20 protein-coding genes are annotated in these 26,118 nt (G+C 62.8%); 13 read left to right on the top strand and 7 right to left on the bottom strand.

What is annotated here, in order from left to right:
• The first annotated feature begins 63 nt into the window (after positions 1-63).
• Together ACSSVG_RS14530 and ACSSVG_RS14525 are read left to right on the top strand one after the other, a co-directional pair.
• Complete coding sequence (locus ACSSVG_RS14530) at positions 64-2,259, top strand: transglycosylase domain-containing protein (RefSeq protein ID WP_492415324.1); 2,196 nt, start codon at positions 64-66, stop codon at positions 2,257-2,259.
• A gap of 136 nt (positions 2,260-2,395) precedes the next feature.
• The gene (locus tag ACSSVG_RS14525; protein ID WP_253464362.1) at positions 2,396-4,462 is read left to right on the top strand and encodes an FG-GAP-like repeat-containing protein; all 2,067 of its coding nucleotides are present in this window, start codon (positions 2,396-2,398) and stop codon (positions 4,460-4,462) included.
• A 258-nt stretch (positions 4,463-4,720) separates the two neighbouring features.
• On the opposite strand, the gene ACSSVG_RS14520 is transcribed toward ACSSVG_RS14525, so the two are convergent.
• Positions 4,721-5,458 (bottom strand): glutamine amidotransferase, encoded by a 738-nt coding sequence (locus ACSSVG_RS14520; protein ID WP_492415323.1) that lies wholly within the window; start codon positions 5,456-5,458, stop codon positions 4,721-4,723.
• 160 nt (positions 5,459-5,618) lie between these two features.
• On the opposite strand from ACSSVG_RS14520, the gene ACSSVG_RS14515 reads away from it, so the two are divergent.
• Positions 5,619-6,845 (top strand): MFS transporter, encoded by a 1,227-nt coding sequence (locus ACSSVG_RS14515; protein ID WP_231341610.1) that lies wholly within the window; start codon positions 5,619-5,621, stop codon positions 6,843-6,845.
• A gap of 170 nt (positions 6,846-7,015) precedes the next feature.
• A complete protein-coding gene (locus ACSSVG_RS14510; protein ID WP_253464372.1) occupies positions 7,016-8,353 on the top strand; it encodes an ammonium transporter in 1,338 nt (445 codons plus the stop codon).
• A gap of 82 nt (positions 8,354-8,435) precedes the next feature.
• On the opposite strand, the gene ACSSVG_RS14505 is transcribed toward ACSSVG_RS14510, so the two are convergent.
• Positions 8,436-9,032, bottom strand: coding sequence for a DnaJ family domain-containing protein (locus ACSSVG_RS14505; RefSeq protein WP_492415322.1), 597 nt, complete (start codon positions 9,030-9,032; stop codon positions 8,436-8,438).
• Positions 9,033-9,183: 151 nt separating this feature from the next.
• Here ACSSVG_RS14505 and ACSSVG_RS14500 point away from each other — a divergent pair, with 151 nt between their 5' ends.
• Complete coding sequence (locus ACSSVG_RS14500) at positions 9,184-9,711, top strand: hypothetical protein (protein WP_492415321.1); 528 nt, start codon at positions 9,184-9,186, stop codon at positions 9,709-9,711.
• A 116-nt stretch (positions 9,712-9,827) separates the two neighbouring features.
• On the opposite strand, the gene ACSSVG_RS14495 is transcribed toward ACSSVG_RS14500, so the two are convergent.
• On the bottom strand, positions 9,828-12,125 hold the full coding sequence (locus tag ACSSVG_RS14495; protein ID WP_492415320.1) for a SulP family inorganic anion transporter: 2,298 nt from the start codon (positions 12,123-12,125) through the stop codon (positions 9,828-9,830).
• A 296-nt stretch (positions 12,126-12,421) separates the two neighbouring features.
• Here ACSSVG_RS14495 and ACSSVG_RS14490 point away from each other — a divergent pair, with 296 nt between their 5' ends.
• From ACSSVG_RS14490 to ACSSVG_RS14475, 4 genes are all read left to right on the top strand, one after another.
• Positions 12,422-14,533, top strand: coding sequence for an FG-GAP-like repeat-containing protein (locus ACSSVG_RS14490; protein WP_492415319.1), 2,112 nt, complete (start codon positions 12,422-12,424; stop codon positions 14,531-14,533).
• 114 nt (positions 14,534-14,647) lie between these two features.
• Complete coding sequence (locus ACSSVG_RS14485) at positions 14,648-15,724, top strand: acyl-CoA dehydrogenase family protein (RefSeq protein WP_492415318.1); 1,077 nt, start codon at positions 14,648-14,650, stop codon at positions 15,722-15,724.
• The gene (locus tag ACSSVG_RS14480) at positions 15,718-17,076 is read left to right on the top strand and encodes a PIG-L family deacetylase (RefSeq protein ID WP_492415317.1); all 1,359 of its coding nucleotides are present in this window, start codon (positions 15,718-15,720) and stop codon (positions 17,074-17,076) included. The genes ACSSVG_RS14485 and ACSSVG_RS14480 overlap by 7 nt, the downstream gene beginning before the upstream one ends.
• A complete protein-coding gene (locus ACSSVG_RS14475) occupies positions 17,073-17,813 on the top strand; it encodes a glycosyltransferase family 2 protein (RefSeq protein WP_492415316.1) in 741 nt (246 codons plus the stop codon). The genes ACSSVG_RS14480 and ACSSVG_RS14475 overlap by 4 nt, the downstream gene beginning before the upstream one ends.
• A gap of 45 nt (positions 17,814-17,858) precedes the next feature.
• Here ACSSVG_RS14475 and ACSSVG_RS14470 read toward each other — a convergent pair whose 3' ends face one another.
• Positions 17,859-18,800 carry a LysR family transcriptional regulator gene (locus ACSSVG_RS14470; RefSeq protein ID WP_231343272.1) on the bottom strand — a complete coding sequence of 314 codons (942 nt, stop codon included), beginning with the start codon at positions 18,798-18,800 and terminating at the stop codon, positions 17,859-17,861.
• Between the two features lie 120 nt (positions 18,801-18,920).
• Between ACSSVG_RS14470 and ACSSVG_RS14465 the strand changes: the two genes are divergently transcribed.
• From ACSSVG_RS14465 to ACSSVG_RS14455, 3 genes are read left to right on the top strand one after another with little or no spacing between them, the layout of a single operon-like run.
• Positions 18,921-19,913 (top strand): DUF1852 domain-containing protein, encoded by a 993-nt coding sequence (locus ACSSVG_RS14465; RefSeq protein WP_231343273.1) that lies wholly within the window; start codon positions 18,921-18,923, stop codon positions 19,911-19,913.
• A gap of 20 nt (positions 19,914-19,933) precedes the next feature.
• Positions 19,934-20,980, top strand: coding sequence for a methionine synthase (locus ACSSVG_RS14460; RefSeq protein WP_492415315.1), 1,047 nt, complete (start codon positions 19,934-19,936; stop codon positions 20,978-20,980).
• Positions 20,981-20,982: 2 nt separating this feature from the next.
• Positions 20,983-21,555: a flavin reductase family protein gene (locus ACSSVG_RS14455; protein ID WP_253464394.1), complete on the top strand. Its 573-nt coding sequence runs from the start codon at positions 20,983-20,985 to the stop codon at positions 21,553-21,555.
• A 195-nt stretch (positions 21,556-21,750) separates the two neighbouring features.
• Here ACSSVG_RS14455 and ACSSVG_RS14450 read toward each other — a convergent pair whose 3' ends face one another.
• From ACSSVG_RS14450 to ACSSVG_RS14440, 3 genes are all read right to left on the bottom strand, one after another.
• Positions 21,751-22,329, bottom strand: coding sequence for an adenylate kinase (locus ACSSVG_RS14450; protein ID WP_492415314.1), 579 nt, complete (start codon positions 22,327-22,329; stop codon positions 21,751-21,753).
• A 102-nt stretch (positions 22,330-22,431) separates the two neighbouring features.
• Positions 22,432-22,929, bottom strand: a complete 498-nt coding sequence (locus ACSSVG_RS14445; RefSeq protein WP_492415313.1) for an SRPBCC family protein — start codon at positions 22,927-22,929, stop codon at positions 22,432-22,434.
• Entirely contained in the window at positions 22,926-23,291 is a 366-nt protein-coding gene (locus tag ACSSVG_RS14440) for an ArsR/SmtB family transcription factor (RefSeq protein WP_231341970.1), read from the bottom strand. Before ACSSVG_RS14440 ends, ACSSVG_RS14445 begins: the two co-directional genes overlap by 4 nt.
• Before the next feature lie 139 nt (positions 23,292-23,430).
• Here ACSSVG_RS14440 and ACSSVG_RS14435 point away from each other — a divergent pair, with 139 nt between their 5' ends.
• Positions 23,431-26,103, top strand: coding sequence for an exo-rhamnogalacturonan lyase family protein (locus ACSSVG_RS14435; protein ID WP_492415312.1), 2,673 nt, complete (start codon positions 23,431-23,433; stop codon positions 26,101-26,103).
• Positions 26,104-26,118 lie beyond the last annotated feature (15 nt).

Below are 26,118 nucleotides of genomic sequence, written 5' to 3'. Positions count from 1 at the left end.
CGCGTTGCCGGACGTATTCTGTAGCTACTTTTCAGCCTGACATCCCGACGGAATGGCACGAAAATGGCGCAGAACAAGGGTCCCAAGCTCGGTCTCGGCAAGGTCCTCCTCAGGGTCTTCGGGTACTTCTTCATCAGCATTCTTTGCGGCGTGCTGATCTCCGGCCTGGTGGTGCCCGTTGTTGCTTTCACCAGCACCACTGTGGGCGGGTCGATCGGATTCTACGAGAGCCTGCCAAGCCAGCTGAACGTCGATTCGCCGTCGCTCTCCAGCACCGTGGTCACAGCGGACGGCCAGCACATCGCCACGTTTTACGCTGAGAACCGGGTAAAAGTTCCCCTTGATCAGATGTCTCCCTTCATCCGCGAGGCAATTGTCGCCATCGAAGACAACCGTTTCTATGACCATGCCGGTGTGGATGCGCAGGGCATTATCCGAGCGCTGAGCTCCAATCTGACCAAGGGAACCAGGCAAGGTGCCTCCACGCTGACGCAGCAATACGTCACCAACGTGCTCAACGAATCGCGTCTGTCCGAGGGACGCCCTGAGGATGTGGTGCTCAGCGGCCAGAAGACCATGGGAGACAAGCTGCGCGAGGTCAAACTCGCACTGGAACTGGAGAAGCGGTTCAGCAAGGACCAGATCCTTGAGGGGTACCTGAATATTGTTTTCTTCAACCGGGACGCCTACGGCATTGAAGCGGCCTCCCGTTACTTCTTCAGCACGTCCGCAAAGGACCTGACCCTGCCGCAGGCCGCGCTCCTTGCCGGGCTGGTCAACGGGCCAAGCATCTACGACCCCACCGTTGACCCGGATGCGGCGTTGAACCGGCGCAACCTCGTTCTGGACCGGATGCTGGAGCAAGGCAGGATCACAGCGGTGGACCACGGTGTTGCGGTGGCCAGTCCTGTGGAGCTCAACATCACGCCTTCCTTGCAGGGTTGCGCGGGCGCGTCGATTGCCACCTACTTCTGCGACTATGTCTCCCACCTCATCCTCAATGACGAGACTTACGGTTCAACGGTCAATGAACGCGAGCGGTTGCTGTATCGCGGCGGACTCACCATCACCACCACTTTGGACAGCAGGCTCCAAGCCGCCGCGCAAGCTCAAGTGGACGCCTCCGCGGGCGACAATCCGGACAAGTGGGGCGCCGCCATGACGACTGTGCAGCCCGGCACCGGAAAGATCCTGGCGATGGCCCAGAACACGGTCTTCGTTCCACAAGAAGGAAAATACGATACCCAGCTGAACTTCAACGTGGATGCTAAGGACGGGAACGGCTACGACCTCAACGGCGCCGGAGGCTTCCAGCCAGGATCCACCATGAAGCCGTTCATCTATGCCGAGTGGCTCAACGAAGGCAAGAACCCAACCGCTGTCGTTGACGCTTCCCGCAGGGTTTACCCGGTAGGTTTCCCCTGGCGTTCCAGCTGCGGCAGGGTTTTGGGCGGTTACAGCAGCGCCCAGAAGGCCCAGAATCTCGGCGCAGACGATGACCTGCAGAACAACGATGCTGGCTACTACCGCCCGATGCCCATCAACTACGGCCTCTACAACTCCATCAACACCGCCACGTTCGCCACGGCCGCCCAGTTGGACTTCTGCGGCATCCAGAAAATGGTGGACACTGTTGGCCTGCACAGCGGGCTCGACAATGCTCCCGTGAACATGCACCAGATCGGCAACCTGCTGGGTTCCATCGGCGTTGCGCCGCTCGTCCTCGCGAGCGCCTACGCAACGTTCGCCAACGACGGGACCTACTGCGCACCCATCGCCATTACCGGGATCAGCGATGCCCAGGGCCGCCAGTTCGAAGCCCAAACGCCCGAATGCCGTGAGGCCGTGAAACCGGCGGTGGCCAGGGGCGTCAATGCCGTTTTGCAGGACGTACTGAAGATGGGTTCCGGTGTCTGGATTGAGCCCAAGGTCCACACCAGGGTTCCCGTTGCCGCCAAGACCGGCACGTCCAACAACAACGGAGCCACGTGGGTGGCCGGCTACACCACCACCCTCGCAACGGCATCGTTCTTCGGGGATACGACGGCGGGGCAACAGCGTGCGGGACAAAACGTCACCATCAACGGCAGGTTCTACAAGTCCTTGGACGGTTACATGATCGCGGGCCCCCAGTGGGCCAACTACATGGTGGAAGCCACGGCCCTGTACCCGAGCGGGCCCTTCGCGGCGCCCGCTCCCCCGCCGGCGCCCGCGCCCGTCACCACGGTGCCCGCCGTCCCGCGCCTGACGGGACGGTAGCGCGAGCCCTGCGTTGCGCGGGGCCCACTCCACACGCAAATGGCTCAGGTAGACTTCGCGTGGGCCACGGCGGCCACATAATCCATGGGGGTAGACGGTGTATCGTTTCGCTACTTCTGTACGCGCTGGACTGTCTGTGACGATAGCTGTCAGTGCCGCACTTTTCGGATTCGCGGCACCAGCCTCAGCTGCCCTCCCGGTAACAGACGTAGCTACCGGCGATGGGCCCGAGCGTCTGGCAATCAATGAGGTGACCAACACGGTGTATGTTGCCAACCGCGGCGGCAACACCATCACGGTAATCGATGGAGCGAGCAACAACGCAAGCTCCATCACAGTAGGCGCCCATCCGTACGATGTTGCAGTCAACGAGGCCACCAACAAAATCTATGTTGCGAACTTCGGCGCAGACACTGTCTCAATAATTGATGGGATCACCGGTTCTGTCACGGCGGACATCGCTGTTGATGCGCCGTTGAGGCTAGCCGTCAACCCGAAGACCAACAAGATCTACGTATCGAACTACCAGAAGCCCTATGTCACAGTCATTGACGGCGGGACGGGGACCACCACCGTCATCCCAACGGCCGTGGGGCCGTCGAACATCGCGATCAACCAAGTGACCAACAAGATCTACGTAGCAAACTCCGGGGTTTCAAACGGCAAATCTGCCACCGTCATCGACGGAGCCACCAATATAGCTACTGATATCCCGATCCCCGGGAGCTACGCACCGGAGCTCATCGCAGTCAACCAGAAGACCAACAAGGTCTACGTGGCAGGTGGAGCCGGGCCCGTCGCCGTGATTGATGGGCAGACAAACGTTCCTTCCAACCTTGAGCAATACCGGATTGGCTTCGGCTTGGCGGTCAATGAGGTCACGAATAAGGCGTACGCCTCCATGGCCCATGTAGAGAGCCTCATGGTGGTTGGTGGCGAGGATGCCTTCTCGTACACAAAGCTTCCCACTTCCACCTATGCACTTGCCGTGGATGAGAAGCGGAACAAGATCTACGCGGCCGAGGCAAGCATGGGCGTGACCGTTGTGGACGGTGGAAGCGGCTACATCAGCCGTCTTGCCACCGGGGGATACTCGCCCACACAAATCGCGGTAAACGAAACTACCGGGCGGGTTTACGTCACCAACACGTACAGTGACAACGTCACGGTGATCGACGGCAACGACGCCGCGCCGTCCCTTACATCTGCACCTCCAGGCAAGGGCACGGTCGGCGTTCCGTACTCCCACACGTTCACAGCCACCGGCTCTCCTGAACCACGATTCACAGTTGCCGAAGGATCACTGCCCTTGGGCTTCAGACTGAACGATGAAACCGGCGAACTGACCGGCACACCTGAAGTTCCGGGGAACTACACTTTCCGCGTTTCTGCCGGCAACGGCATGACTCCGTCGGCAATATCGGACACGATTATGCTGCGCTTCGAGCGGGCAAAGAACGATTTCAACAGTGACCGGGCAGCGGACGTCCTGGTACGCAACGCCCGCGGTGAACTCAGCCTTTACACCGGTAACGGCAAGAGTGGATGGACCTGGGACTTCCGAACCGTTGGTTACGGCTGGAACGGCATGTCGGCCATGAACACCGGGGACTTCAATGCTGATGGCAATTCCGATGTCCTCGCAAGGGATACTTCGGGCACGCTGTGGATTTACCCGGGGGATGGAAAGGGCGGATGGGCGCCCCGGACCCAGGTTGGTCCCGGATGGAACGGCATGACAGCAGTTCTTGCCCCCGGTGACTTCAACCTGGACTCCAAGGAAGATCTCGTGGCCCGTGACTCGTCTGGAACCCTCTGGGAGTACAACCGCTCCTTTGACGGCACCTGGAGTGGCCCCTTCCAGATTGGTTCCGGTTGGAACAGCATGAATGCCATCGTGGCGCCAGGTGATTTCAACGGTGACAACTATCCCGACCTCTTGGGAAGGGACTCCTCCGGGAACCTCTGGCTCTACCCGAGGAAGGATGCCTACGGGTGGATGCCCCGGGTCCAGGTTGGCTCAGGATGGAACGGAATGACCACTATCCTCGGCGCCGGCGACTTCAACGGTGACGGCACCGCCGACGTTCACGCCATAGATGCTGCCGGCTCTCTATGGCTCTACCCAGGCAACGGGAAGGGTGGCTGGCTTCCGCGGGTACACCTCGGCACAGGCTGGAACTCGGTGACCGCTATCAGCTGACGTGCACGCCCACTCTTGAGTTGCTGGCCCGGGATCCGGGTGTAAGCCCCTCGGGGCTGGAGGCCACGGTGGCCCGGTTCAATTCCGACGCCGCCTTGGGCGTGGACACGGAGTTCGGCCGTGGCTCCACTCCTCAGGACCGTTTCCTCGGCGACGCCGGGAACACCCCCAATCCCTGCCTGGCACCTTTGCTGAGGGCACCGTTTTCGGCTGAAGTGGCCGCTCATCGGGAGGCGCTGAACGCCCGGCGGCGCGACGTTATTGCTGGCGGGCGTAGCGCTCCGTGAAGTTCCTGAGCACGCGCATGGGCTCCGTCACGGACGACTGGCGTGCCGATTCGATGAGTTCATCGGCGGTGTGCGGGGGAAAGTAGCCGGAGTTCTTGTAGATGTTGATGCGGGTGATGAGACCGTCGGCATCCAATTCGGGGTGGAATTGCGTGGCGTAGAGGTTGTTATTGATCCGGAACATATGCACGGGGCAGGCCGCCGAGCTGGCCAATAGCACGGCGTGTTCGGGCAGTTCGCTGCATGCTTCCTTGTGACCCACAAACGCCTCGAAACTGTGCGGAACACCGCGAAGCATGGGGTCCCGCTCTCCCTCAGCAGTGAGCTTGATCTCCGTGGGCCCCACAGGTTCGCCAAAGCGACGATCGATCACAGCCCCCTGATGCACGCCAAGGGTCCCAACGCCGTAGCAGGCGCCCAGGAACGGGAAGTCCTCGGCCACAATCCGGTCCAGCAACGCCGAGAGCTCCGCTTCAACCCTTATCTGGGCTGCGCTCTTCTCCTCCACAGGATCGCTGGAGGTGTAAGGGCTGCCACCAACTATCACGCCTGAGTAGTCCGACAGATCCAGGGGCGGCAGCGGCCCGGATTCCAACCGAAGACGAACAAGCTCTTCCGGTTCCAGGCCGCAGTACCGGAGATAGGCCTGGTACTCGTCATCGGCTGCGGCGTCTTCAGCGCGGGTGGCCAGCAAAAGGAAGGGCTTCACAGGCCCAGTCTGCGCGAGGAATGCCTGACTGACAAAGTGTGTTGGAGCGAAGGGGGTTTCTGACAGAGACTCCCTCGCATCGCCGTGGCTGCATAACGTTGTAGGAACCCCCATGAAAAAATGACTCATCCTTGAGGAGCCACCTTTGAAGCAGGACCCTTTGGTCGTCGGTACGCAATCGCCCGAGGCGGCACCTGCTGCACCGCAACTCCCCAAGAAGATCCCGTGGGGTGGCCTTCTGGTCCTGGCTGCGGCCGGTTTCACCGCTGTGACAACCGAACTCCTCCCATCGGGACTGCTCCCCCAAATCAGCCGGGACCTCGGAGTGGACGAATCGGCGGTCGGTTCCCTGACTGCGGTGTACGCAGCAATCATCGTCTTCACCGCGCTGCCGTTGTCGCGCTTCCTCGCCGGAAGAGTGCCCCGGAAGACCCTGCTCATCGCTACCGTTCTGGCGTTCGCCCTCAGCAATGTCCTGCTCGCCCTGAGCCCCACCTTGGGTTGGGCGATTGGAGCCAGGCTCTTGGGCGGCATCGCCCACGGCATGCTGTGGTCCAGCATGGCGCCGTATGTGGCGCGCATCGTTCCCGCACACTCCGTGGGCAAGGCCATGGCCGTAGTCTTCAGCGGTAACAGCATCGCCCTGGCCGTCGGTGCTCCCATCGGAACGTTGATGGGTTCGCTCATGACCTGGCGGGCCTCGTTCCTGGTGCTCGCCGGGGTGGGTGCGCTCCTGGCAGTATTGGCCTTCTGGCTCCTCCCCGCCGCACACGATCCTGGCAACCAGAAGACCCCGTCGCTCCGCGCAGCCATGAAGCTGCCGGGGGTCATCGCCGTCGCCATCGCGTGGCCGCTTTTGCTGCTGGCCCACTTCACGCTCTTCACCTACGTTGCCCCATTCCTCCTCGCCTCCGGGCTGCCGGAATCCGCTACGAGCCTTTCCCTGTCAGTGGTGGGCATCGCCAGCCTGGTGGGAATCTGGATTGCCGGCATGACCGCGGATTCACGCCCGCGCTCCTCAGTGATTGCCGCCGTCGGACTCTTAACGCTTGCTTTCGCACTGCTGCCCGCGTTGGGCGGCACCTGGGTGGGCGCGTTCGGACTGATGACGCTCTGGGGTATCGCATTCGGAGCGGTCGGCATCTACAACCAGGCGGCCATTCTCCGTGCCGGCGGTGAACATAAGGATGCCGCCAACGGCCTCACCGTGGTGACCATCCAACTGGGTATCGCCGTCGGGGCTGTGTACGGGGCCTTCGCCCTGACCACGGCGGGTGCCCAATGGGTGCCGTTGGCGGCCGCGATTCCCACTGCGATTGCCTTGGTGATCATCATCGCCAGCCGTCGCGGCGGCTATCCTGCCGGGGGTCGCGAGAAACGCCGTTAACATTCCCGAAACACGCTAGTGACGTGATCTTCACGAATCCGGGATTTCTGTAACTTACCTGCAACTTAGCTCTTCTGAGTCGGAAACATAGCTCACCGAATATTGATCGGGGGGCTAGCAAGGGCCGTGCAACAACGGCCCCGTTTCGGACACGCTTGAAGGGAACGCAGGTGGAGATCTCTGCGCAACACGTCTGGCTGATGTTGTCATCGGCAATGGTGCTATTCATGACCCCGGGCCTCGGCTTGTTCTACGGCGGCATGACCCGCGCCAAGGCAGCGCTCAACATGATCATGATGAGCTTCATCTCGGCGGGCATCGTGGGTGTCGTCTGGGTCCTGTGGGGCTACTCGATGACCACCGGCGACGGTTTCCTCGGCTTGTTCGGCAACCCGTTCGCGCACTTCGGGCTCCAGGACCTCATGGGCTCACCTGACCTCATCAAGGCAGGCTTCGCAGCAACGTTCGCCATCATCACCGTTGCCCTGATCAGCGGTGCGATCGCCGACCGCGCCAAGTTCGGCGCGTGGGCACTGTTCGTGCCGATCTGGGTCACGGTGGTCTACTGCCCGCTGGCGTACATGATCTGGGGCGGTGGCCTGATGAGTGCAGGCGGCGCCCTCACTGAAATCTTCGGCCAGGTCATCGACTTCGCCGGTGGCGCAGTGGTTGAGGTCAGCTCCGGAACCGCCGCTTTCGTCCTCGCTTTGATCGTGGGAAAGCGTCACGGATTCGCCAAAGACCCCAACCACCGCCCGCACAACGTCCCGTTCATCATGATCGGCGCAGCCATTCTCTGGTTCGGCTGGTTCGGCTTCAACGGCGGCGCTGCCACCACGGTGGAGCAGGCAGGCCTCATCTGGGTCAACACCCTGGTCACCCCGGCCGCGGCCATGCTGAGCTGGCTCGTCGTAGAGAAGATCCGGCACGGACACCCGACTTCCCTTGGTGCGGCGTCCGGCGTAGTGGCCGGCCTCGTGGCGATCACCCCGTCCTGCGCCAACATCAGCCCGCTTGCCGCCCTGGGCTTGGGCCTCGTGGCCGGCGCCGCTTGCGCAGTGTTCGTTGACCTGAAATACAAGTTCGGCTTCGACGATTCCCTGGATGTTGTGGGCGTGCACTTCGGGGCCGGTGTCATCGGTACGTTGTCCTTGGGCTTCATCGCCCTGCCCGTGGACGGCGTCGGCGGCGGCCTCCTTTACGGTGGCGGTCCCCAGCAGCTCATTGCACAGACCATGGCCGTCCTGATCACCATTGCCCTCTCCGGCTTGGGCACCCTGGTCATCGGCCGGGCCATCCACAAGACCATCGGATTCCGCGTGGCCCACGAGCACGAAGTCACCGGTGTGGATCTCACCCAGCATGCCGAGTCCGCCTACGAGTTCGGCCTCACCGCGCACGGCCACTTCCGCCAGCAGCAGGCGCACCTGTACTCGATGCTGAGGCGGAAGCCAGAGCCCGTGTCCGAAGATACCCAGCCGAACGCCAAGGAAGACAGCTTCGCCTAACGGCACCACAAACAAACAGCAGCCGACGGCGGAACGTCAGTCCCGCCGTCGGCTGCTGTTGTGCGCCCCCAACCCAACTGGGTTAGCCGGAGCCGTTCCAAAGTCGCTGCCACCATGTTCGCTTGGTGTCCGGCGCGGGTTCGGGCTCAAGAGGAGCCACGGCTGCCCGGCGCTCACGCCAACGTTCCAGTTCACCGTCCACATCGCGGAGCTTGGTGATCACCGGAGGGCCTCCCTGCAATTGCCGCCGTGCCTCGATGACGCGTTTGTTGAAATCCTCAAGAATGTCCCGGACCTGTTTGCCCGTGTACTGCTGGTCCAGCTTCGCGTCGAGTGCGGAGTCCTCGATCCGCAGCAAAATGGCCGGAGGGCCGATGCCGCTGAGCCGTTCGCGCTGGATGAGGCCTTTGACCCACCAGTCGGGATCGTAGTGCTCCCCCAGCCCTGGGATGGGTTTTCCCGCGTACTTGAGGTTGTCGAATTTGCCTTGCTGCATGGCGTCGCGGATCAGGTATTCAGCGCGGGCAGCGTCGTCCACCTTCCGGCGCTTGTCACGTTCCTCGGCATCCGCAGCTTCGAGCTCTGCGTCCTCCTGGGCGCTGCCACCCCATCCACGCACTGCCCTTAGTTCCGCGCCACGCTCAAGCTTTCGCCTGAAGGCGTTGTTCCCGGCATTCACGTTCAGCCACCTCCTCGCCCGACAGCCCTCGCCTGCCGGACATCATGGATCTGGGTACAGTATTCCGCACGTTGGTGCCCGTTAGCATAGGGCGATGGAGTCCTTCACATAGTCCAAAGCCACCAACGAGTCCACAGAGACCAAGGTAGCCGTGCTCCTGCCGGGATCGGGGTACCCGGTTGAGGGCCCGGTCCTTTTCTGGGTTGGCGAAATGCTCGCGGCGTTGGGTTGGCATGTCCAAGCGGTCAGGTGGACTGCCGATGACGAGCCCGGAGCTGCCCCGCATGCTTTCGTGGCGCGGGCGGCGGAGCAGGCTTTTGCCGGCGCCCCCGCAGCAAGCCAGCGGTTGGTGGTTGCAAAGTCCTTCGGGACCTTGGCGATTCCTTGGGCCGAGGAAGCACAGACGGCAGGTGTCTGGCTCACGCCGCTGCTGACAGACACGACCGTCCGGCAGACAATCAGCCACACGGACAAGGCCGACCTTTTCATCGGCGGATCCGAGGACAAACTCTGGGATGGTGGTCGAAAGTCGGAAACTACGGGGACGTTCGTGGAAATCCCGGGCGCAGACCATTCCCTCCAGATCCCGAATGACTGGCGGGCTTCGCAGGCGGCCCAAGCAAACGTGTTCGCGAGGATCGAGGAGTTTGTTAAGGGCCTACCGGACGCCGGCGCCTGAGCCCGTACCGCCACCACCCACTTTGAAGGCGAACCAGCCCCGACGCGCCGTCAGAGTGGCGTGTCGGGGCCTGTCCATAGCTCAAAGTTGGTGGTGGCGCACCGCAACCACAGGGTCTAACGGACAGCCATGCTCGGATCCAGCTGCTCGATTCCCTCAGGCGTCACCAGCACCACCCGGGCCGTGCAGATGTCATAGAACAACCCCGTGGCCTGCACGTGACCGGAAGCCAGGGCTGGACCGGTGACAGGGTGCTCCTCCAATTTGCGGAGCTGCAGAGCAATGTTCACCATGCTCAGTTGGTCGAGCCGGCTGTAGCCGTCGGCGTTGGCAGCGCGGGCAACAGGGTGGCCGGCGAGCAACGCCGAGTAGCTGGGACGCGCATGCTCCAGCCAGGAATCGAATCCCGCGCCCAGGGCAGGTGCAGAACCCTCAGCATCAGCAATGACGGCTTTCATCGCACCGCAATTGGAGTGCCCGCAGATCACGATCGAGTCCACGGACAACGCTTTGACTGCGAAGGACAGCGTTGAATCAATGGAGGCATCCCGGCCGTCGCTGCACACCACGTTGCCAATGTTGCGGAGCGTCAGGAGGTCACCCGGTCCGCTGCTGGTGATCAGGTTGGGGTTGACCCGTGAGTCGACGCAGGCAACAAACAGCGTGTCAGGGTTCTGTCCCTCGGTGAGGTCCTGAACCAGTGGCCTGACCTTGTCCGCGTGGCGACGGTGGTACTTGTCGATGCCCAGGAGGACTGACCGCAGCGGCAGCCGCCCGCCGTCGTCGTCCCCTGCCGGGGTGACCGCCTCAGCAGGCAGCCAGGACGTGCGCGGCGGCAGCGGGAATTCACGCGGGTCCTGCCGCTGGGGAGTGTTGTCCTCGGCATCGGTGAAGGCGGTGGTTCCGTGTTCCTCCAGCACCACCGAGGCGCCGGTGTTGCGGTGCTGCTTCTGCCAGGCCACCAGCGCTTCGCGGAAGGCGTGGTCCAGGTAGTCGGCGTTGAGTTCCACCACGGCGTCCTGGCCTTCGGGTATGGAATGGAGGACGCGGTTGAGCCGGGGCAGGGCGAAGAAGCTGCACGATCCGGCGATGGTGACGCGCCACGGCAGGGTCGAACCGGCGGGCGCGTGGGCATTGATCTGCGCCCGGAGAACGCGCCACAGCACACACAGCGCCGCGAGGGCCAGGCCGATCATGACGCCTTCGAGCAGGTTGAGGACCACGACGCACACCAGGGTGACGCTGTAAACCAGGAGCTCTCCGGTGCGGAGGCTGGTACGGATATCGGCGACCTTGATGAGCTTCGCGCCGATGACCAGCAGGAGGCCGGCCAGCACGGACAGCGGAATGAGTTGGATGAGCCCGGCGAACAGGGCGGAGAAGACGAGGACCCAGACGCCATGCAGGATGGCGGAGGTGCGGCTCGCGGCGCCGGCTTCAACATTGGTGGCGCTGCGGACAATCACGCCGGTCACCGGGAGGCCACCGAGCATGCCCGAGACAACGTTGGCGGAGCCTTGGCCCACCAGTTCGCGGTTGAGGTTGGTGCGCGAGCCGCCGTGCATTTTGTCGACGGCGACCGCTGACAGGAGCGATTCGATGCTCGCGATCAGGGCCACGGTAATGACGGCCATGCCCGCTGCGCGCCAGTTGCCGTCGGGCAGGCTTGGCAGTGCGATGGCGTCGAAGATGGAGCCGCTGAAACTGATGCGCTCAACGTTTGGAGCCACCGCCACGGACAGGGCAGTGACGGCGACGACGGCGGCCAGCGGGCCAGGCACTTTTCGCACCGCTGCCGGCAAGTACTTCCAGGCCATCAAGATGGCAACAACGGCAAGCCCCAGCAACGCCGAGTGCAGCTCCACGTTGGTGATGGCCGCTGGCAGGGCCGTCAGGTTTTCGACGGCGGACCCAGCAGCTTGGCCGCCGAGCAGCACGTGGAGTTGCTGCAGGATGATGGTGATGCCGATGCCGGCGAGCATCGCCTTGACCACCACGGGCGACACTGCCAGCGCGGCCCGGCCGATGCGGCTGACACCCATGAGTAACTGCACGACGCCGGCGCCGACCGTGATGGCGCATGTCACCGCCCAGCCGAATTCGTCCACGAGACCGGCAACGACGACGGTCAGGCCGGCTGCGGGGCCGCTCACCTGCAGTGGGGAACCACCAAGGCTGCCTGCGACGATGCCGCCGACCGCTGCGGCGATGAGCCCGGCCATGACGGGGGCTCCGGAGGCGGCGGCAATGCCCAGGGAAAGAGGGAGTGCGACGAGGAAGACTACGAGGGATGCGGGAAGGTCCGCTCCGAGGTTGCTGAGGAAGCTTGGCTTGGCTGCAACATTGCCCGGGTTCTTTCCCGGCGGGCTGTGGGAGTCAGTGGGGACGGTTGCGGAATCGTTGGGCTGCGGCATGGTGATCCTTGAGCTTGGGAATGCTGACCCTTCCAAGCTACGGAACTTGTCACCGTTAATGACAACAAGATGTGACAAGCGTGACAAAAGCTGTGAAGATGCGCTTCATGTTGGGACCCACGGGAACTTTCGTGGGGGTGGAGCGCGTTGGGGCGTTCCGGGTCGTGAGCCGAGCTGACGCCACAATGCGGCGCAGATCACAATCCGGGCCGTGCGGGCTGTAGGATTCGCTGGTTGAAGCGATAGTCGCGCATTGGATTTTGGGGGTTGAGCCATTGGCTGCTCTGGGTTTTTCTATGTTGTTTTCACGCTCGGCGGGGAAGCGTCTTTCGGCAGGGCTGCTGGCCACCACCATGGCATCAGCCCTATTGGTGGGGGTGGCGGCCACGACTGCCCGGGCAGATGTTGAAGTCACGCAAGTTCCTGTGGGCTCCAACCCAGAGACTATGTCCATCAATCGGGTGACCAACAAGGTCTACGTCCCCAACGAGGGCCACGGGACGGTCACCGTGATCGATGGTTCGACCAACCAGTCGGCAACTGTGACGACAGGAGGCTGGCCCGGGATCGCAGCCGTCAATTCGAAAACAAATAAGATCTATATCGGTCATCGCGGCGGCAATGTGGTTTCGGTCATCGACGGAAAATCCAATTCTGTGAAGTCGATCGATATCGGCACCACCAGTTGGGGAGTGGCTGTCAATGAAGTAACTAACAAGATATACATACCATCGGAAAAAGCACTCACCATCATCGACGGATTGACAAACACCGCAACTGTCGTGCCGCACAACATAGAGGGTTACGGTTATCGCTATCAAGTTGTCATTAATCCAACTACCAATAGAGTCTACTTTGGTGGCGATGCCGGCTTCCTAGCAGAATTCGATGGGGCGACCAAAGCTATAACTCTTATCGCCAAGGGAAAATATATAGATGATCTTGCAATAAACCTCAGTACAGATAGGGTCTATGCGACGAGCCAATCGATTCCAACAGGAAGCGATCTACTGGTCGTCAACGGCGCTACTCGAGCCGTGCACAGCATCCAAACGGGACGCGCACCCGCATTCCTTGGCATCAATGAAAAGACAAACACAATTTTTGCTCTTCATCCGAACGACCAAACGCTGATTCAGGTAGATGGGGACAGTGAGACACAGAAGAGCTTCCCAGCGGATGACGTTACTAGGGACATCGCGGTCAATGCGACCACCAACAAGGTGTACGTCTCATCTTCCAGCGGGATCAGCGTTTACAACGTAGCCGCTATGACGTCCGGTTTCGTGAGGACGTCGTCGACCAGCTTCCACGAACTGGCAATCAATGAAAAGACCAATAGGATCTACGCGACCAATGGATACACCGCCACCGTAATCGACGGAACCGACAAGGCACCGCAGCTCATTGGTTCGCCGACACCCGCGCAAGGGCGTGTCGGATCGTTCTACTCAGGGAGCTTTGGTTTCTCTGGATCCCTCACCCCGAAAATCCAGGTTGCCTCCGGATCGCTCCCCCCAGGCTTGACGCTTGTTAACGGTGCACTCAGCGGTATACCTACAACCGCGGGTGTCTACAGCTTTCGCGTCTCGGCTACGAACGGCATCAGCCCCGATGCGATAACCCCGACGGTCACCATCACGATCGCCCCAAAAGACATACGTGGCGACTACAACAGTGACGGAAAGCCCGATGTGCTAGCCCGCGACGCCAACGGAAACCTTTGGCTGTACCCCGGAAATGGCAGCGGAGGGTGGCTAAATCGAACGCAGGTTGGTCAAGGGTGGAACGTGATGACCGAGATCGCGGCGCCTGGTGATTTCAACGGCGACGGTAAAGATGACCTTCTGGCCCGCGATAACAGTGACACCTTATGGCTCTATCCCGGAGACGGCAGTGGCGGCTGGCGCGCACGGAGTCCAATCGGGTGGGGATGGGGCATCGTAAATACGATGTTTCCCATTGGAGACCTCGACCTTGATGGGAATGCGGACATCATCGGCCGCACTACCTATGGCTCCTTGATCCACTACCGGGGTAACGGCAGGGGTGGTTGGGCAGGACAAGTGCAAGTAGGTAGCGGCTTCGAGCCCCTGAGTTATCTCGGAGGAATCGGCGATATCAATGGAAACGGCACGCAGGACTTCGTTGGCCGGGACACCATGGGAACGCTCTGGCTCTATTGGGGCGGAAGCGGTACCTTCGGTAACGGACCTGCCATTGGCTGGGGTTGGAACGCCATGACAGCAATTGCCACCCCCGGCGACTTCAACGGCGACGGCAACGTCGACCTCCTGGCCCGCGACTCAGCCGGCACCCTCTGGCTCTACCCCGGCAACGGGAAAAGTGGTTGGCTCCCCCGAGTCCAGGTCGGTTCCGGCTGGAACGTCATGAACGCCATCATCTAGAGGCCTAGGACTCCACAAACAAAACACTCAAAGTACGACGGCGGGCACCTCCCGCCGTCGTTCATTTGCCTTCCGCACGCATAACCTAAGGTTACTTAGTTTAGGCTTGGCATCATGAGCAACACCGAATGCCAGTCCGTACGCATCAGTTCCGAGCCCGTTCAACTGCAGGCGCTCGAGCCCATGCTGGAAAAGGTGCGGGAAGCCGTGGGCGATGTCCCTGCACTGCTTGCCATCGCCGTGGAAATCGGGCTGACGGCCCCGAAGCCCGGCGAGGGAAACACCGCCAAGCTCTGGGAGCTCCTGGCCTCAGTCACAGGCGTGGACGTGGCGGCCGGGCGGGTGCTTGAGCCTCACTTGGACGCCGTTGCGATTCTGGAGCAGGCCGGAAATCACAACCATCCGGAAGGCGTCTGGGGAGTCTTCGCCGCCGAAGGCCCCGGCCTGAAGCTCGAGGCAAAACGCGACGACGCCGGGAATTACGTCCTCAACGGATCCAAACCGTGGTGCTCGCTCGCCGCCCAACTGGACGGTGCCGTGATCACCGCGCACACCGAGGACAACAACCGGGCCGCCTTCGCCGTGCACCTCAAAGACCCCGGGGTGTCCTGCGAAACACCGCCGTGGACCAGCCGCGGCCTCCAGGAAATTCCCAGCGGCACCGTCCACTTCGGCCAAGTCCCCGCAACCCCTGTTGGCGGAGAGAACTGGTACTTCAAGCGACCCGGCTTCGCGTGGGGCGGCATGGGCGTTGCCGCGTGCTGGCTTGGCGGAGCAGTTGCCGTTGCCCGGGATTTCAAGACCGCGCTGGCGAAGGGCGCGGACAACGGCAGGGAACCGGACCAAATCGCCCTCGCCTCCTTGGGTGAGGTGGACAGGATCATCACGTCCGCCACCGGGTACCTGGCCCAAGCGGCAGAGCGAATCGACGCCGGCGAACTGGACAGCGGCGCTGACACCGACGGCCCCAGCGCCTGGAGCGAAGCCCTGCGCATCCGCGGAACGGTGGCCGCCGCCGTCGAGCGTGTCCAAACAGTGGTGACGCAAAACCTCGGCCCCGCGCCGCTGGCGTTCAACGAAACGTACGGCAAGCGTATGGCAGACCTGTCCCTGTACATCCGGCAGCATCACGCCATGCGCGACGACGCCCAGCTGGGCGGGCTGACACTCAAGGGAGACCGGACATGGTGACGTTCTCGCACGCAGACACTGGTACGTCCGAGCAGCAATGGGCCGCGGCCGGGGTTGCTGCCCTCCCCGAATTACCGCTCGATACAGCCGAACTCGCGGCCCTGACCTTCGTGGTGTTGGCCGCGCATCCGGACGATGAAACGCTCGGCGCCGGCGGCTTTCTGGCCAGACTGCACGCGGCCGGGGCCGCGATCGAACTGGTCCTCTGCACCGCAGGCGAGGCATCGCATCCGGACTCGCAAACCACGACGCCGGAACAGCTTGCCGCTGTCAGGCTCACTGAATTCGACACGGCGGTGTCCGGGCTGGCACCCAGGGCGACCTGGCGGTTTCTGGAACTCCCGGATGGGCAATTGGCAGCAAACGCAGACCGCATAGAAGCGGCAGTTCGGGAGACCACCGCGGGGATACAGCCCGAAAACGTGGTCATCGTGGCCCCCTTTCGCGCCGACGGCCATACGGACCACGACACCCTTGGGACGGTCGCCGCGGACCTCGCCGCACAAGAAGGCTACGGACTTCTGGAATACCCCATTTGGTACTGGTTGTGGGCACGAACTGGGGACACCACCTGGAATGGTTGGGTACGCGTGCCCCTGAGCCAGGAAGAACAACAAGCCAAGGCCAAAGCGATGCGCGCCCACGCCTCGCAAACGGAACCGCTGTCAGGGCAACCGGGCGATGAGACGCTGCTTTCCGGGACGTTCCTGGAGCACTTCGAGCGGCCATGGGAAACGTTCGCCTGGCACCCCTCCCAGGCCGGCAACAACAGCGCCGCGGACGCCGAGCGGATCTTCGACGAGGTCCACCGCCGCGAAGAGGACCCTTGGAGCTACACCACCAGCTGGTACGAGCGCCGCAAACGGGCACTGACCCTGGCTGCCTTGCCCCGTGAAAGCTACGAGTCCGGATTGGAACTGGGCTGCTCCATCGGCACGCTGAGCGAGGAGCTGGCCCAGCGTTGCCGGACATTCCTGGGAGTGGACGCCAGCAGCGCAGCCTTGGCCCAGGCAGCCGAGCGCCTCGCGACGTACCCGACAGCGGAGGTCAAACACCTGGTTATGCCCCAGGAGTGGCCGGAGGGCTCGTTTGATCTGGTGGTCCTGTCCGAGACCGGCTACTACTTGTCACCGGAAGAACTCACCGAACTCCTGGCTCGGATCCAGGCCTCCACCACGCCCGGCGGAAAACTGCTTCTGTGCCATTGGCGGCATCCGATTTCCGGCTGGGAGTTGGACGCCGAGTCGGTGCATGCCATGGCCCGCACCCACCTCGGCTGGCCAACCCACGGGCTCTATCAGGAGAAGGACTTCATGCTGGAAGTCTTCACAGCACCGGACACGTCGCCATGACGGACCCTCAAACCATTGCCAGCGTCATTGTGGTGATCCCGGCCCACAACGAGGACCGGCATATCGGCAAGGCCCTCGCAGCGCTCAAGACAGCAGCGGACGCCTTGCAGCGGGAGCGGCCGGGAACCAGCGTTTCCATCGTCGTGGTCCTGGACTGCTGCACGGACCGCTCCGCTGACATTACGGCAGCGTACGTTTCCGCCGACCCCCGTTTCGGCGCCGTGGACGTGAAAATGCGGAGTACCGGTGCCAGCCGCGACGCCGGCATCCGGGCCGCCTTGGACCGCATGCCCGGAGACGGAACAGCGACCACCTGGTTGGCGACCACCGATGCCGACTCCGCGGTCCCGGAACACTGGCTGGTGCGGCAAGTGGAGCTGGCCAACGCAGGAGCCGACGCCATCCTCGGCTCGGTTGAACCAGACCCCGACGACGTGGATCCGGCAGTACTGAGGCGCTGGCTGGAGCTACACCCGTTCCGCGAGGACCACCCCCACATCTATGGAGCCAACCTGGGCATCAGGGCTTCGGCGTATCTCGCGGCGGGCGGGTTCCCGAAGGTGCGGGCCCACGAAGACCGGGTCCTTGTGGAACAGCTCCGCGGCCAAAGATTCGTGGTCACCGCGACGGACACTACCCGGGTGGTGACCTCCGGGCGGATGCAGGCCCGCGCGCCGGAGGGTTTCGCGGCCTACCTTCGCACCTTGGGCGCGGAACTTCCGGCTGCGACGGGCTAAGCGTCCAATCACTGAAGGGGTAATGACCCGCCCGCTCAACTGCGGTCAGTCGAGCAACGCTACGCCGAACTCAGCGACGACGGCCCGCAATTCCCTGAGGTAGTGCTGCGCTTGGTCGGTGAGCGGAATCGCTGCGTGCCCGATCCAGCCGATCTCGATGCGTTCGTCAACGTCGAGCGGGATGGCGACGATCTCCGGGTCGAGCTGCCCGCTGATGATGCCCGTCGAGATCGTGTAGCCGTGGAGCCCGATCATGAGGTTGAAGATCGTGGCACGGTCAGAGACCCGGATCTCCTGCTTACTGGACATGGTGGAGAGAATCTCCTCCGCGAAGTAAAAAGAGTTGTTCGCACCTTGATCGAAGGTTAGCCGAGGCAAGCCGGCGAGATCATCGAGGGTCGCACGCTCTTTTAAGGCGAGCGGGTTGTTTCGTGAAATGAAAATGTGCGGATCGGCGAGGAAAAGCGGAGTGAACGCGAGCCCGGATTCCCGGAGCAGCTTGTCGATGATCTTCCGGTTGAAATCGTTCCGGTAGAGGATGCCGATCTCGCTGCGCAGCGTCCGGACATCCTCGATGATGTCCCAGGTGCGGGACTCACGCAGCGAGAACTCGTATTCGGCCACATCAGAGGCCTTGACCATCCGGACGAAGGCGTCCACCGCGAACGAGTAGTGCTGCGTTGACACCCCGAGCAGGCGTCGCCTCGGTGGCCTGCCAAGGTAGCGCTGCTCGAGGAGAGCGAACTGCTCCACGACCTGCCTCGCGTAGCCGAGGAACTCTACCCCGTCGGCCGTGAGGGTTACCCCGCGGGCGGAGCGGACCAGGAGAGCACGTCCCACCCGGGCCTCAAGATCCTTCATCGCTGCGGACATTGTCGGCTGCGCAACGTAGAGAAGATCGGCAGCCGCGGAGATCGACCCCTCAGCTGCAACTTCAATAAAATAGCGGAGCTGCTGCAGGGTCAGTCCGCTCGAAAGCTGGGGCATAGGAAAAGTCTATATGAATGCATAGTAATGCCTAGTTACCCGATACCTTCGGGAAGGCTGCACCATGGATACATCACCTTCTGAAAGGCCGTCTCCGGCCCATCAACGGATTGGCAGCACATGGCAGACGACTTCACCTTCAGCATCAGCACGACCCGCTTCGACGAGGACTACTCCCCGTCGGAGGGCTCCCGGATCACGACGAATTTCGCCAACCTGGCGAGGGGCGAGCACCGCCAGGAGAACCTCCGCAACGCCTTGACCATGATTCGGCGCCGCTTCAACGATCTCGCAAGCTGGGACAACCCGGACCGGGACCGTTACACCCTCGAGCTTGAGATCGTTTCCGTGCAGATAGAGTTCACTGCGGAAGGTACGGATCAGCAGTTCCCGCTGTTCGAGGTTCTCGACATCCAGATCGTTGACCAGCTGAACGGGGTCCGCCACCAAGGGATCGTGGGGAACAACTTCTCCTCCTACGTCCGTGACTTCGACTTCAGCGTCGTGCTGCCAGCGGCAGCAGCGGAGTCAGGCAAACCCACCGTTCCCGGGGACTTCGGCGATCTTCACGGCAAACTGTTCCAGCAATTCCTCGATTCCCCGGCGTGCCAGGAACGCTTCCCGCAGCCGCCAGTGGTGTGCATCAGCGTCTCCACGAGCAAGACGTATCGGCGAACGGAGAACCGTCACCCAGTCCTGGGCGTCGAGTACCAGCAGGACGAGTTCTCGCTGACGGACGCGTACTTCGCAAAGATGGGGCTGCAGGTCCGCTACTTCATGCCACGCGGCAGCGTTGCACCGCTCGCCTTCTATTTCCGCGGCGACCTGCTCAACGACTACTCCAACCTCCAGCTCATCGGCACGATCAGCACCATGGAGACGTTCCAGAAGATCTACCGCCCGGAGGTCTACAACGCGAACTCCGCCGCCGCCGTCGTCTATCAGCCGAGCCTGGGAGAGCAGGATTACTCGCGGACCCAGATCGCCTACGACCGCGTCGAGCGCAGTCAGCTCGCGATCACTCAGGCGAAGTACACGGAGGAACACTTCATCACGCCCCACAAGGATCTATTGGACCAGTGGACCGCCAAATACCCCGCTCTCGTCAACTGACCCACGGAGAATCGTCAATCATGAACACACTTTTGCCCACCACCGTTGTCGGAAGCCTGCCGAAACCATCGTGGCTCGCACAGCCGGAGACCCTGTGGTCCCCGTGGAAGCTGGACGGAGATACGCTGATTGAGGGCAAGCAGGATGCGCTGCGTATCGCTATTCACGAGCAGAGCCGACGCGGCATCGACATCGTCAGCGACGGCGAGCAAACCCGCCAGCACTTCGTCACGACCTTCATCGAGCATCTCAGCGGGGTCGACTTTGAACAGCGCAAGACCGTGCGCATCCGCGACCGCTACGACGCAAGCGTGCCGACCGTCGTCGGAGCGGTGCGCCGCGAGCAGCCGGTATTCGTCGAAGACGCGAAGTTCCTCCGCGCAACCACAGACAAGCCGATCAAATGGACTCTTCCCGGTCCAATGACCATGGTGGACACGCTCTACGATGACCACTACAAGAGCCGCGAGAAGCTGGCCTGGGAGTTCGCTGCGATCCTGAACCAGGAGGCGAAAGAACTGGAAGCGGCCGGGGTGGACATCATCCAGTTCGACGAGCCCGCGTTCAATGTCTTCCTCGATGAGGTCAAGGACTGGGGCGTGGCTGCGCTGGAGAGAGCGGTAGAAGGGCTGCGTGTGGAGACAGCCGTGCATATCTGCTACGGCTACGGGATCAAGGCGAACACTGACTGGAAGGCGACGCTCGGCTCACAGTGGCGGCAGTACGAGGAAACGTTCCCGCTGCTGCAGAGCTCCAGCATCGACATCATCTCGCTGGAATCCCAGAACTCCCACGTGCCCATGGACCTCATCGAGCTCCTCCGCGGCAAGAAAGTCATGCTCGGGGCAATCGACGTCGCAAGCGAGACCATCGAGACCCCGGAGGAAGTCGCTGACACCCTTCGCAAGGCCCTGCAGTTCGTCGATGCGGACAAGCTCATCCCCAGCTCCAACTGCGGCATGGCACCGTTCCCCCGGGACGTGGCACTGGCCAAACTGAGTGCCCTCAGCGCAGGGACGAGAATCGTTCGCGAGGAACTCGAGCGCTCCGCGCACAAGGTGTCCTAACGATGTTTCATGCCTATCCCACCGACACTTGGCTCGGGGCTCCGAAGAAAACCTTCCCGCAGTCCCTCTCGGCCGACGACTTCAAAGCACTGTTCCGTGGCCACCCGGGAGGTGTCGCCGTCATCACGGCGGATGCCGGCGAAGGACCGGTGGCTCTGACGGTATCGTCGGTGGTTTCAGTGAGTGCGGAACCTCCGTTGCTGATTTTCTCGGTCTCGGCACTGTCCTCTGCCTCCGAGGTGCTTTCTCGCGCCGAAACCGTCGTCGTGCACCTGCTGGACGCGCACGACGTCGACTTGGCGAAGTTTGGAGCGACCCCCGGCGCCGACCGCTTTGACCAGACGCACCGCTGGTCGACCCTTGAAACCGGCGAAGCGGTGTATGACGACGTCCGTGCCTGGGTGCGCTGCGCCGTCATCAATCGCATGGAGGTGGGGACCTCCACAATCATCGCCGTTCACGCCCTGGAGTCCCGCGTGATGCGTGACATCGAAGCGGGCGAACCCGGCGACGCCTTGGTCTACCACAACCGTTCATGGCACCGTCTGGGCGAGCATTCCAAGCATGGCGGCTGAGCGCCGCGCCAACCATGCGATGCAGCAAGCCGAACGGGGCACGACGGCGGGAGGATACCTCCCGCCGTCGTCCTCGTTAACATTGGCGAGTCCATCGACTTCCCGAAGGGCCCGGATGCAACCCTGTTCTGCACGCATGCGACGCTTCGGTTCCCAACCCCGCACATTGGCCGCGGAACACAACCCTGCGACCGGCTAAGCCGCCAGAGCCCCTTCGACGGCGGCAATGGCGGCCTGCGTAATGGTTTCCCGCTCGCCGGATCCGTCCACGGTCAACAGAATCCCGCGCTTCGAATAAGCCGTCAGGACTGGCTGCGTCTCGTCCCGGTACAGCTCCAACCGACGCTGGATCACGGCTTCGGTGTCATCGCTGCGGCCTTGCTCTTGAGCACGGCGGAGCATACGGGCCAGCAGATCGCTGTCCGAGGCCGTGAGCGCCAGGACCACTTCCAAGGGCTGCCCCCGAACCGCCAGCATCTCGTCCAGGGCTCCGATCTGAATCACCGTTCGCGGGTAGCCGTCCAGCAAAAACCCGTCGCCGGCATCGGCTTCTTCCATACGCTGCTTGAGCATGTCCGTGGTGACGTGGTCCGGTACGAACTCACCCCGATCCATATACTCGCCCGCCTCCAGGCCGAGATCCGTTTTGTCCCGGACGTGGGCGCGGAAAAGATCGCCTGTGGAAATAGCGGGGATCCCAAAATGCCTGGCGATGTGCTCCGCCTGAGTGCCTTTACCGGAACCCGGAGGGCCCATGATGATCAATCGCGCCATGACACTGGTCCGTTTCGAGAGGCAGCCGGGACTTAAACCATACGCCGACGACGGCGGGAGGCACCCGCCGTCGTCGGCTTCTTTTTGCTTTCGGTTCAGTCGTCAGACGTTGGCCGGTTCCGCAAGAACGGCATCGATCTGCTCCATCGCCTCACGCATTCCTTCATCCATGCCCATCTCGGCCATCTTCTGCATCTGTTCCTCGGACTCGAAGCTGGAGGTGATGGTCATTCGCGTGCGGCTATCCACGGGCTCGAGCTTCACGACGGCGTGCGTGATGCCGAGGTCATCAACGGGCTCACCCTTCTCGTCAGCGAAGCCGTCGTCAAACTCCAGGTGGTCCGGGGCGTTGATGGCAGTGAACTTCCACCAACCGCGGGCTTTGGTACCGTCCGGGCCGGTCATGTAGTAGGCGGCCTTGCCCCCGGCAGTGAACTCGTGGGTTTCAAAAGTCGCGGGCCAGGTTGGCGGTCCCCACCAGCGTTCGAGCTGCCGGGGGTCCTCCCAGATCCTCCAGACGCGCGTCACCTCGGCATCGAATTCGGCCACGATGGTGAAGCTCAGGGCCTCAGCATCCTTGCTTACGCTGACAACAGTCATGGCAGATCCCTTTCGTCATCTTCAGCGAGTATGTCCGCGATCCGGCTGGCCCGTTGCCGCCAGATTATTTCGAAGTGGTCCAACAGATGCCGGGCTTTTTGCAGTCCATCGTGATTCCCCCGCACAATCTGTTCCCTCCCACGCTTTTCCTTGGTCACCAGGGAGGCCCGTTCCAGGACCGCAACATGCTTCTGCACGGCCGCGAAACTCATGGCGTAGAGCGCAGCCAGCCCGGAGACCGAGTACTCCCCTGCCGTCACCCTGGCCACGATGTCCCTGCGGGTGGCGTCGGACAATGCCTGGAACAGGCGGTCGAGTTCGAGGTCCCGTTCGGGTACTGGACTGAGCTGATCTACAACCATTTGGTTGTACGATACGCCCGGGCTGGACGGGTGTCAATGGACCAGGGCTTGACCACCCCTTGCGGCCCCGCACCACCACGGGTAAGTTATTGAAACGTCTCAAGAAAGCGTTTTCCCAGACTCTTAGGTGGAATAGACCATGACTCAGCACGCCCCGATCACGTGGATCGATGGCGAACCGCCCGCCGGACTCAGCGGCGGCACGACGTGGGGAATGCCGTTCCAACGCGGCACCGTGCACGACGCGGCCGCACTCAAGGTTCTCGACTCCAACGGCAGCACCGTCAACGCCCAAACCTGGCCCCTTGCCACCTGGCCCGATGGCTCGCTGAAGTGGGGCGGCGTTGCCCTTGGCGCAACGGATCAGCCTGCTGACACCTACTTCGTCACCCACCCGACTGAAGCGAACGACGGCGGCGCGGCAGCCGCCGTCGAACGCTCCACCGAGGTGACGGTCACCGAAGAAGAAGGGACCATCACCGTGTCCACGGGCACACTGGAGATGGTCCTGCACAGGAGTGGCGACTCCCTGTTCAGCGAACTCCGCCGCACCAATGAAGTGGTGGCAAAAGACGGCCGCCTGGTGAGCCTGCTGCAGTCGGGGCTGGCCGAGGGTACAGGTACCACCACCCGCATGGGCTTCACCGGCCACACCACCAGCGTCACCGTGGAGCAGGCTGGTCCCGTCCGCGCGGTGGTCAAGGTGGAGGGCTCGCACCGCGCCGATGACGGCACCAAGGAATGGCTCCCGTTCACCGTCCGCTTCTACTTCTACGCGGGCGCCCGCAGCGTGAGAATGATGCACTCGTTCATCTGGGACGGCGACGCCGACCAGGATTTCCTTGCCGGGCTCGGCGTCCAGTTCACGGTGCCCCTGGAAAGCGAACTGCATGATCGGCATGTCCGGATCGCCGGGGCCGACGACGGATTCCTGGTGGAAGCCGTCCGCGGGCTGACCGGGCTACGGCGGGATCCCGGCGAGGAAGTACGCGCCGCGCAGATCGCCGGCCGTCCAACGCCGCCACTGGGCGAATGGAGTCCGCTGGTTTCCGAGCGCCTCCATCTCATCCCGAGCTGGAACGACTACACCCTCACGCAACTGACAGCCGACGGCTTTGACCTGCGCAAACGGACTGCTCCCGGCCACGGCTGGGTGGGGATTTCGGGTGGCACCAGGGCGGCCGGGTTCTGCTCGTTGAGCGAGGCCCGTGGCGGCTTCGGTGTTGGCATCCGGGACTTCTGGCAGTCCCACCCCGGGCAGCTGGACATCCGCGGGGCAGCCACCGATCAGGCGACGGTCACTGCCTGGCTCTACTCACCCGAAGCCCAGCCGATGGACCTCCGCTTCTATCACGACGGCCTGGGCCAGGACACGTTCGAGGACCAGCTTGAGGGCCTCGAAATCACGTACGAGGACTACGAGCCGGGCTTTGGCAACCCCACGGGCATTGCCCGCACGCACGAACTGACGCTGTTCGCCTACGACTCGACCCCCAGTACGGAGAATCTCTCCGCGGATGCCCGGTCCGCGTCCACTCCCCCGCTGCTGCAGCCCTCGCCCGAGTACCTGCACGCGGCAGGCGTCTTTGGTGACTGGGCGCCGGTGGACCGCAGCACTCCGGCGAAGGCGGAGCTGGAAGACAAGCTGGATTTCCTGTTCGACTTCTACCAGGGCCAGACCGAACAGCGCCGCTGGTACGGATTCTGGAACTACGGCGACGTCATGCACACCTACGACACCGACCGGCACGTGTGGCGCTACGACGTGGGCGGCTACGCGTGGGACAACTCTGAGCTCTCCCCCGATCTCTGGCTCTGGTACATGTACCTGCGGACAGGCCGTGCGGACGTCTTCCGCTACGCCGAGGCCATGACCCGCCACACCGGTGAGGCGGATGTCTACCACTTGGGTCCGTGGCGCGGATTGGGTTCACGGCACAACGTCCAGCACTGGGGCTGCAGCGCCAAGCAGCTGCGCATCAGCACGCCAGCCTACCGGCGCTTCTACTACTACCTGACCGCGGATGAGCGCACCGGCGATCTCCTCACCGAACTGGTGGACAGCGACCAGAACTTCCTCGGCTTGGACCCCGTCCGCAAAGTCAGGCCCGACGCCGATACGTACCGTCCGGACCGCGGCGCCTTGGGCGTCGGGCTGGGTACGGACTGGGGCTCCCTGGCCGCCACGTGGCTCACCGATTGGGAGCGTACCGGCAACCCGCGCTCACGGGATCGACTCCTCGGAACCATGGCAGACATCGGCGCACTGAAGTATGGCTTCTTGACGGGCGAGGCGCTGTACGACCTGGATGCAGGAAGGTTCGACGCCGGCAGGGAAGTCATCAGCGTCTCGCACCTGAGTGCCGTGTTCGGTTTGGTGGAAATCTGCAGCGAACTGATCAACTTGGTGCCGGACAAGGACTTCGAGGAAGCCTGGATGCAGTATTGCCGGCTCTTCCTGGCCACCCCCGAGGAGCAGATCGCAGAGGTGGGCCAACCTTTAGCGGGCATCTACCTCACCCAGGCGCACAGCCGGCTGACGGCCTATGCCGCGGCCCGGCTGGGTTCGCCGGAACTGGCGGAGTTGGCGTGGGAGAGCTTTGCCGAGGGCGGGGAGAACCTGAACCACGCCGAGGCTTTCACGCTCAAGAAGATCCTGCCGCCATACGTGCTTCAGCCGGTCGATGAAGCCCCTACCGTGTCCACCAACGACACCGCCCAGTTCGGCCTGGCCGTTATCCAGAACCTGGCCCTGGTCGGTCACCACCTGCCGGCGGCGGCCGATGCACCGCAGGAGGTCCCGGCGTCGTAAGTCCTGCCTGGGCGC

Source organism: Paenarthrobacter sp. E2MeOHC11 (assembly GCF_058744955.1).
The sequence above is the reverse complement of the archived record's forward strand: the minus strand, read 5'-3'. Positions and strand labels throughout refer to the sequence as shown.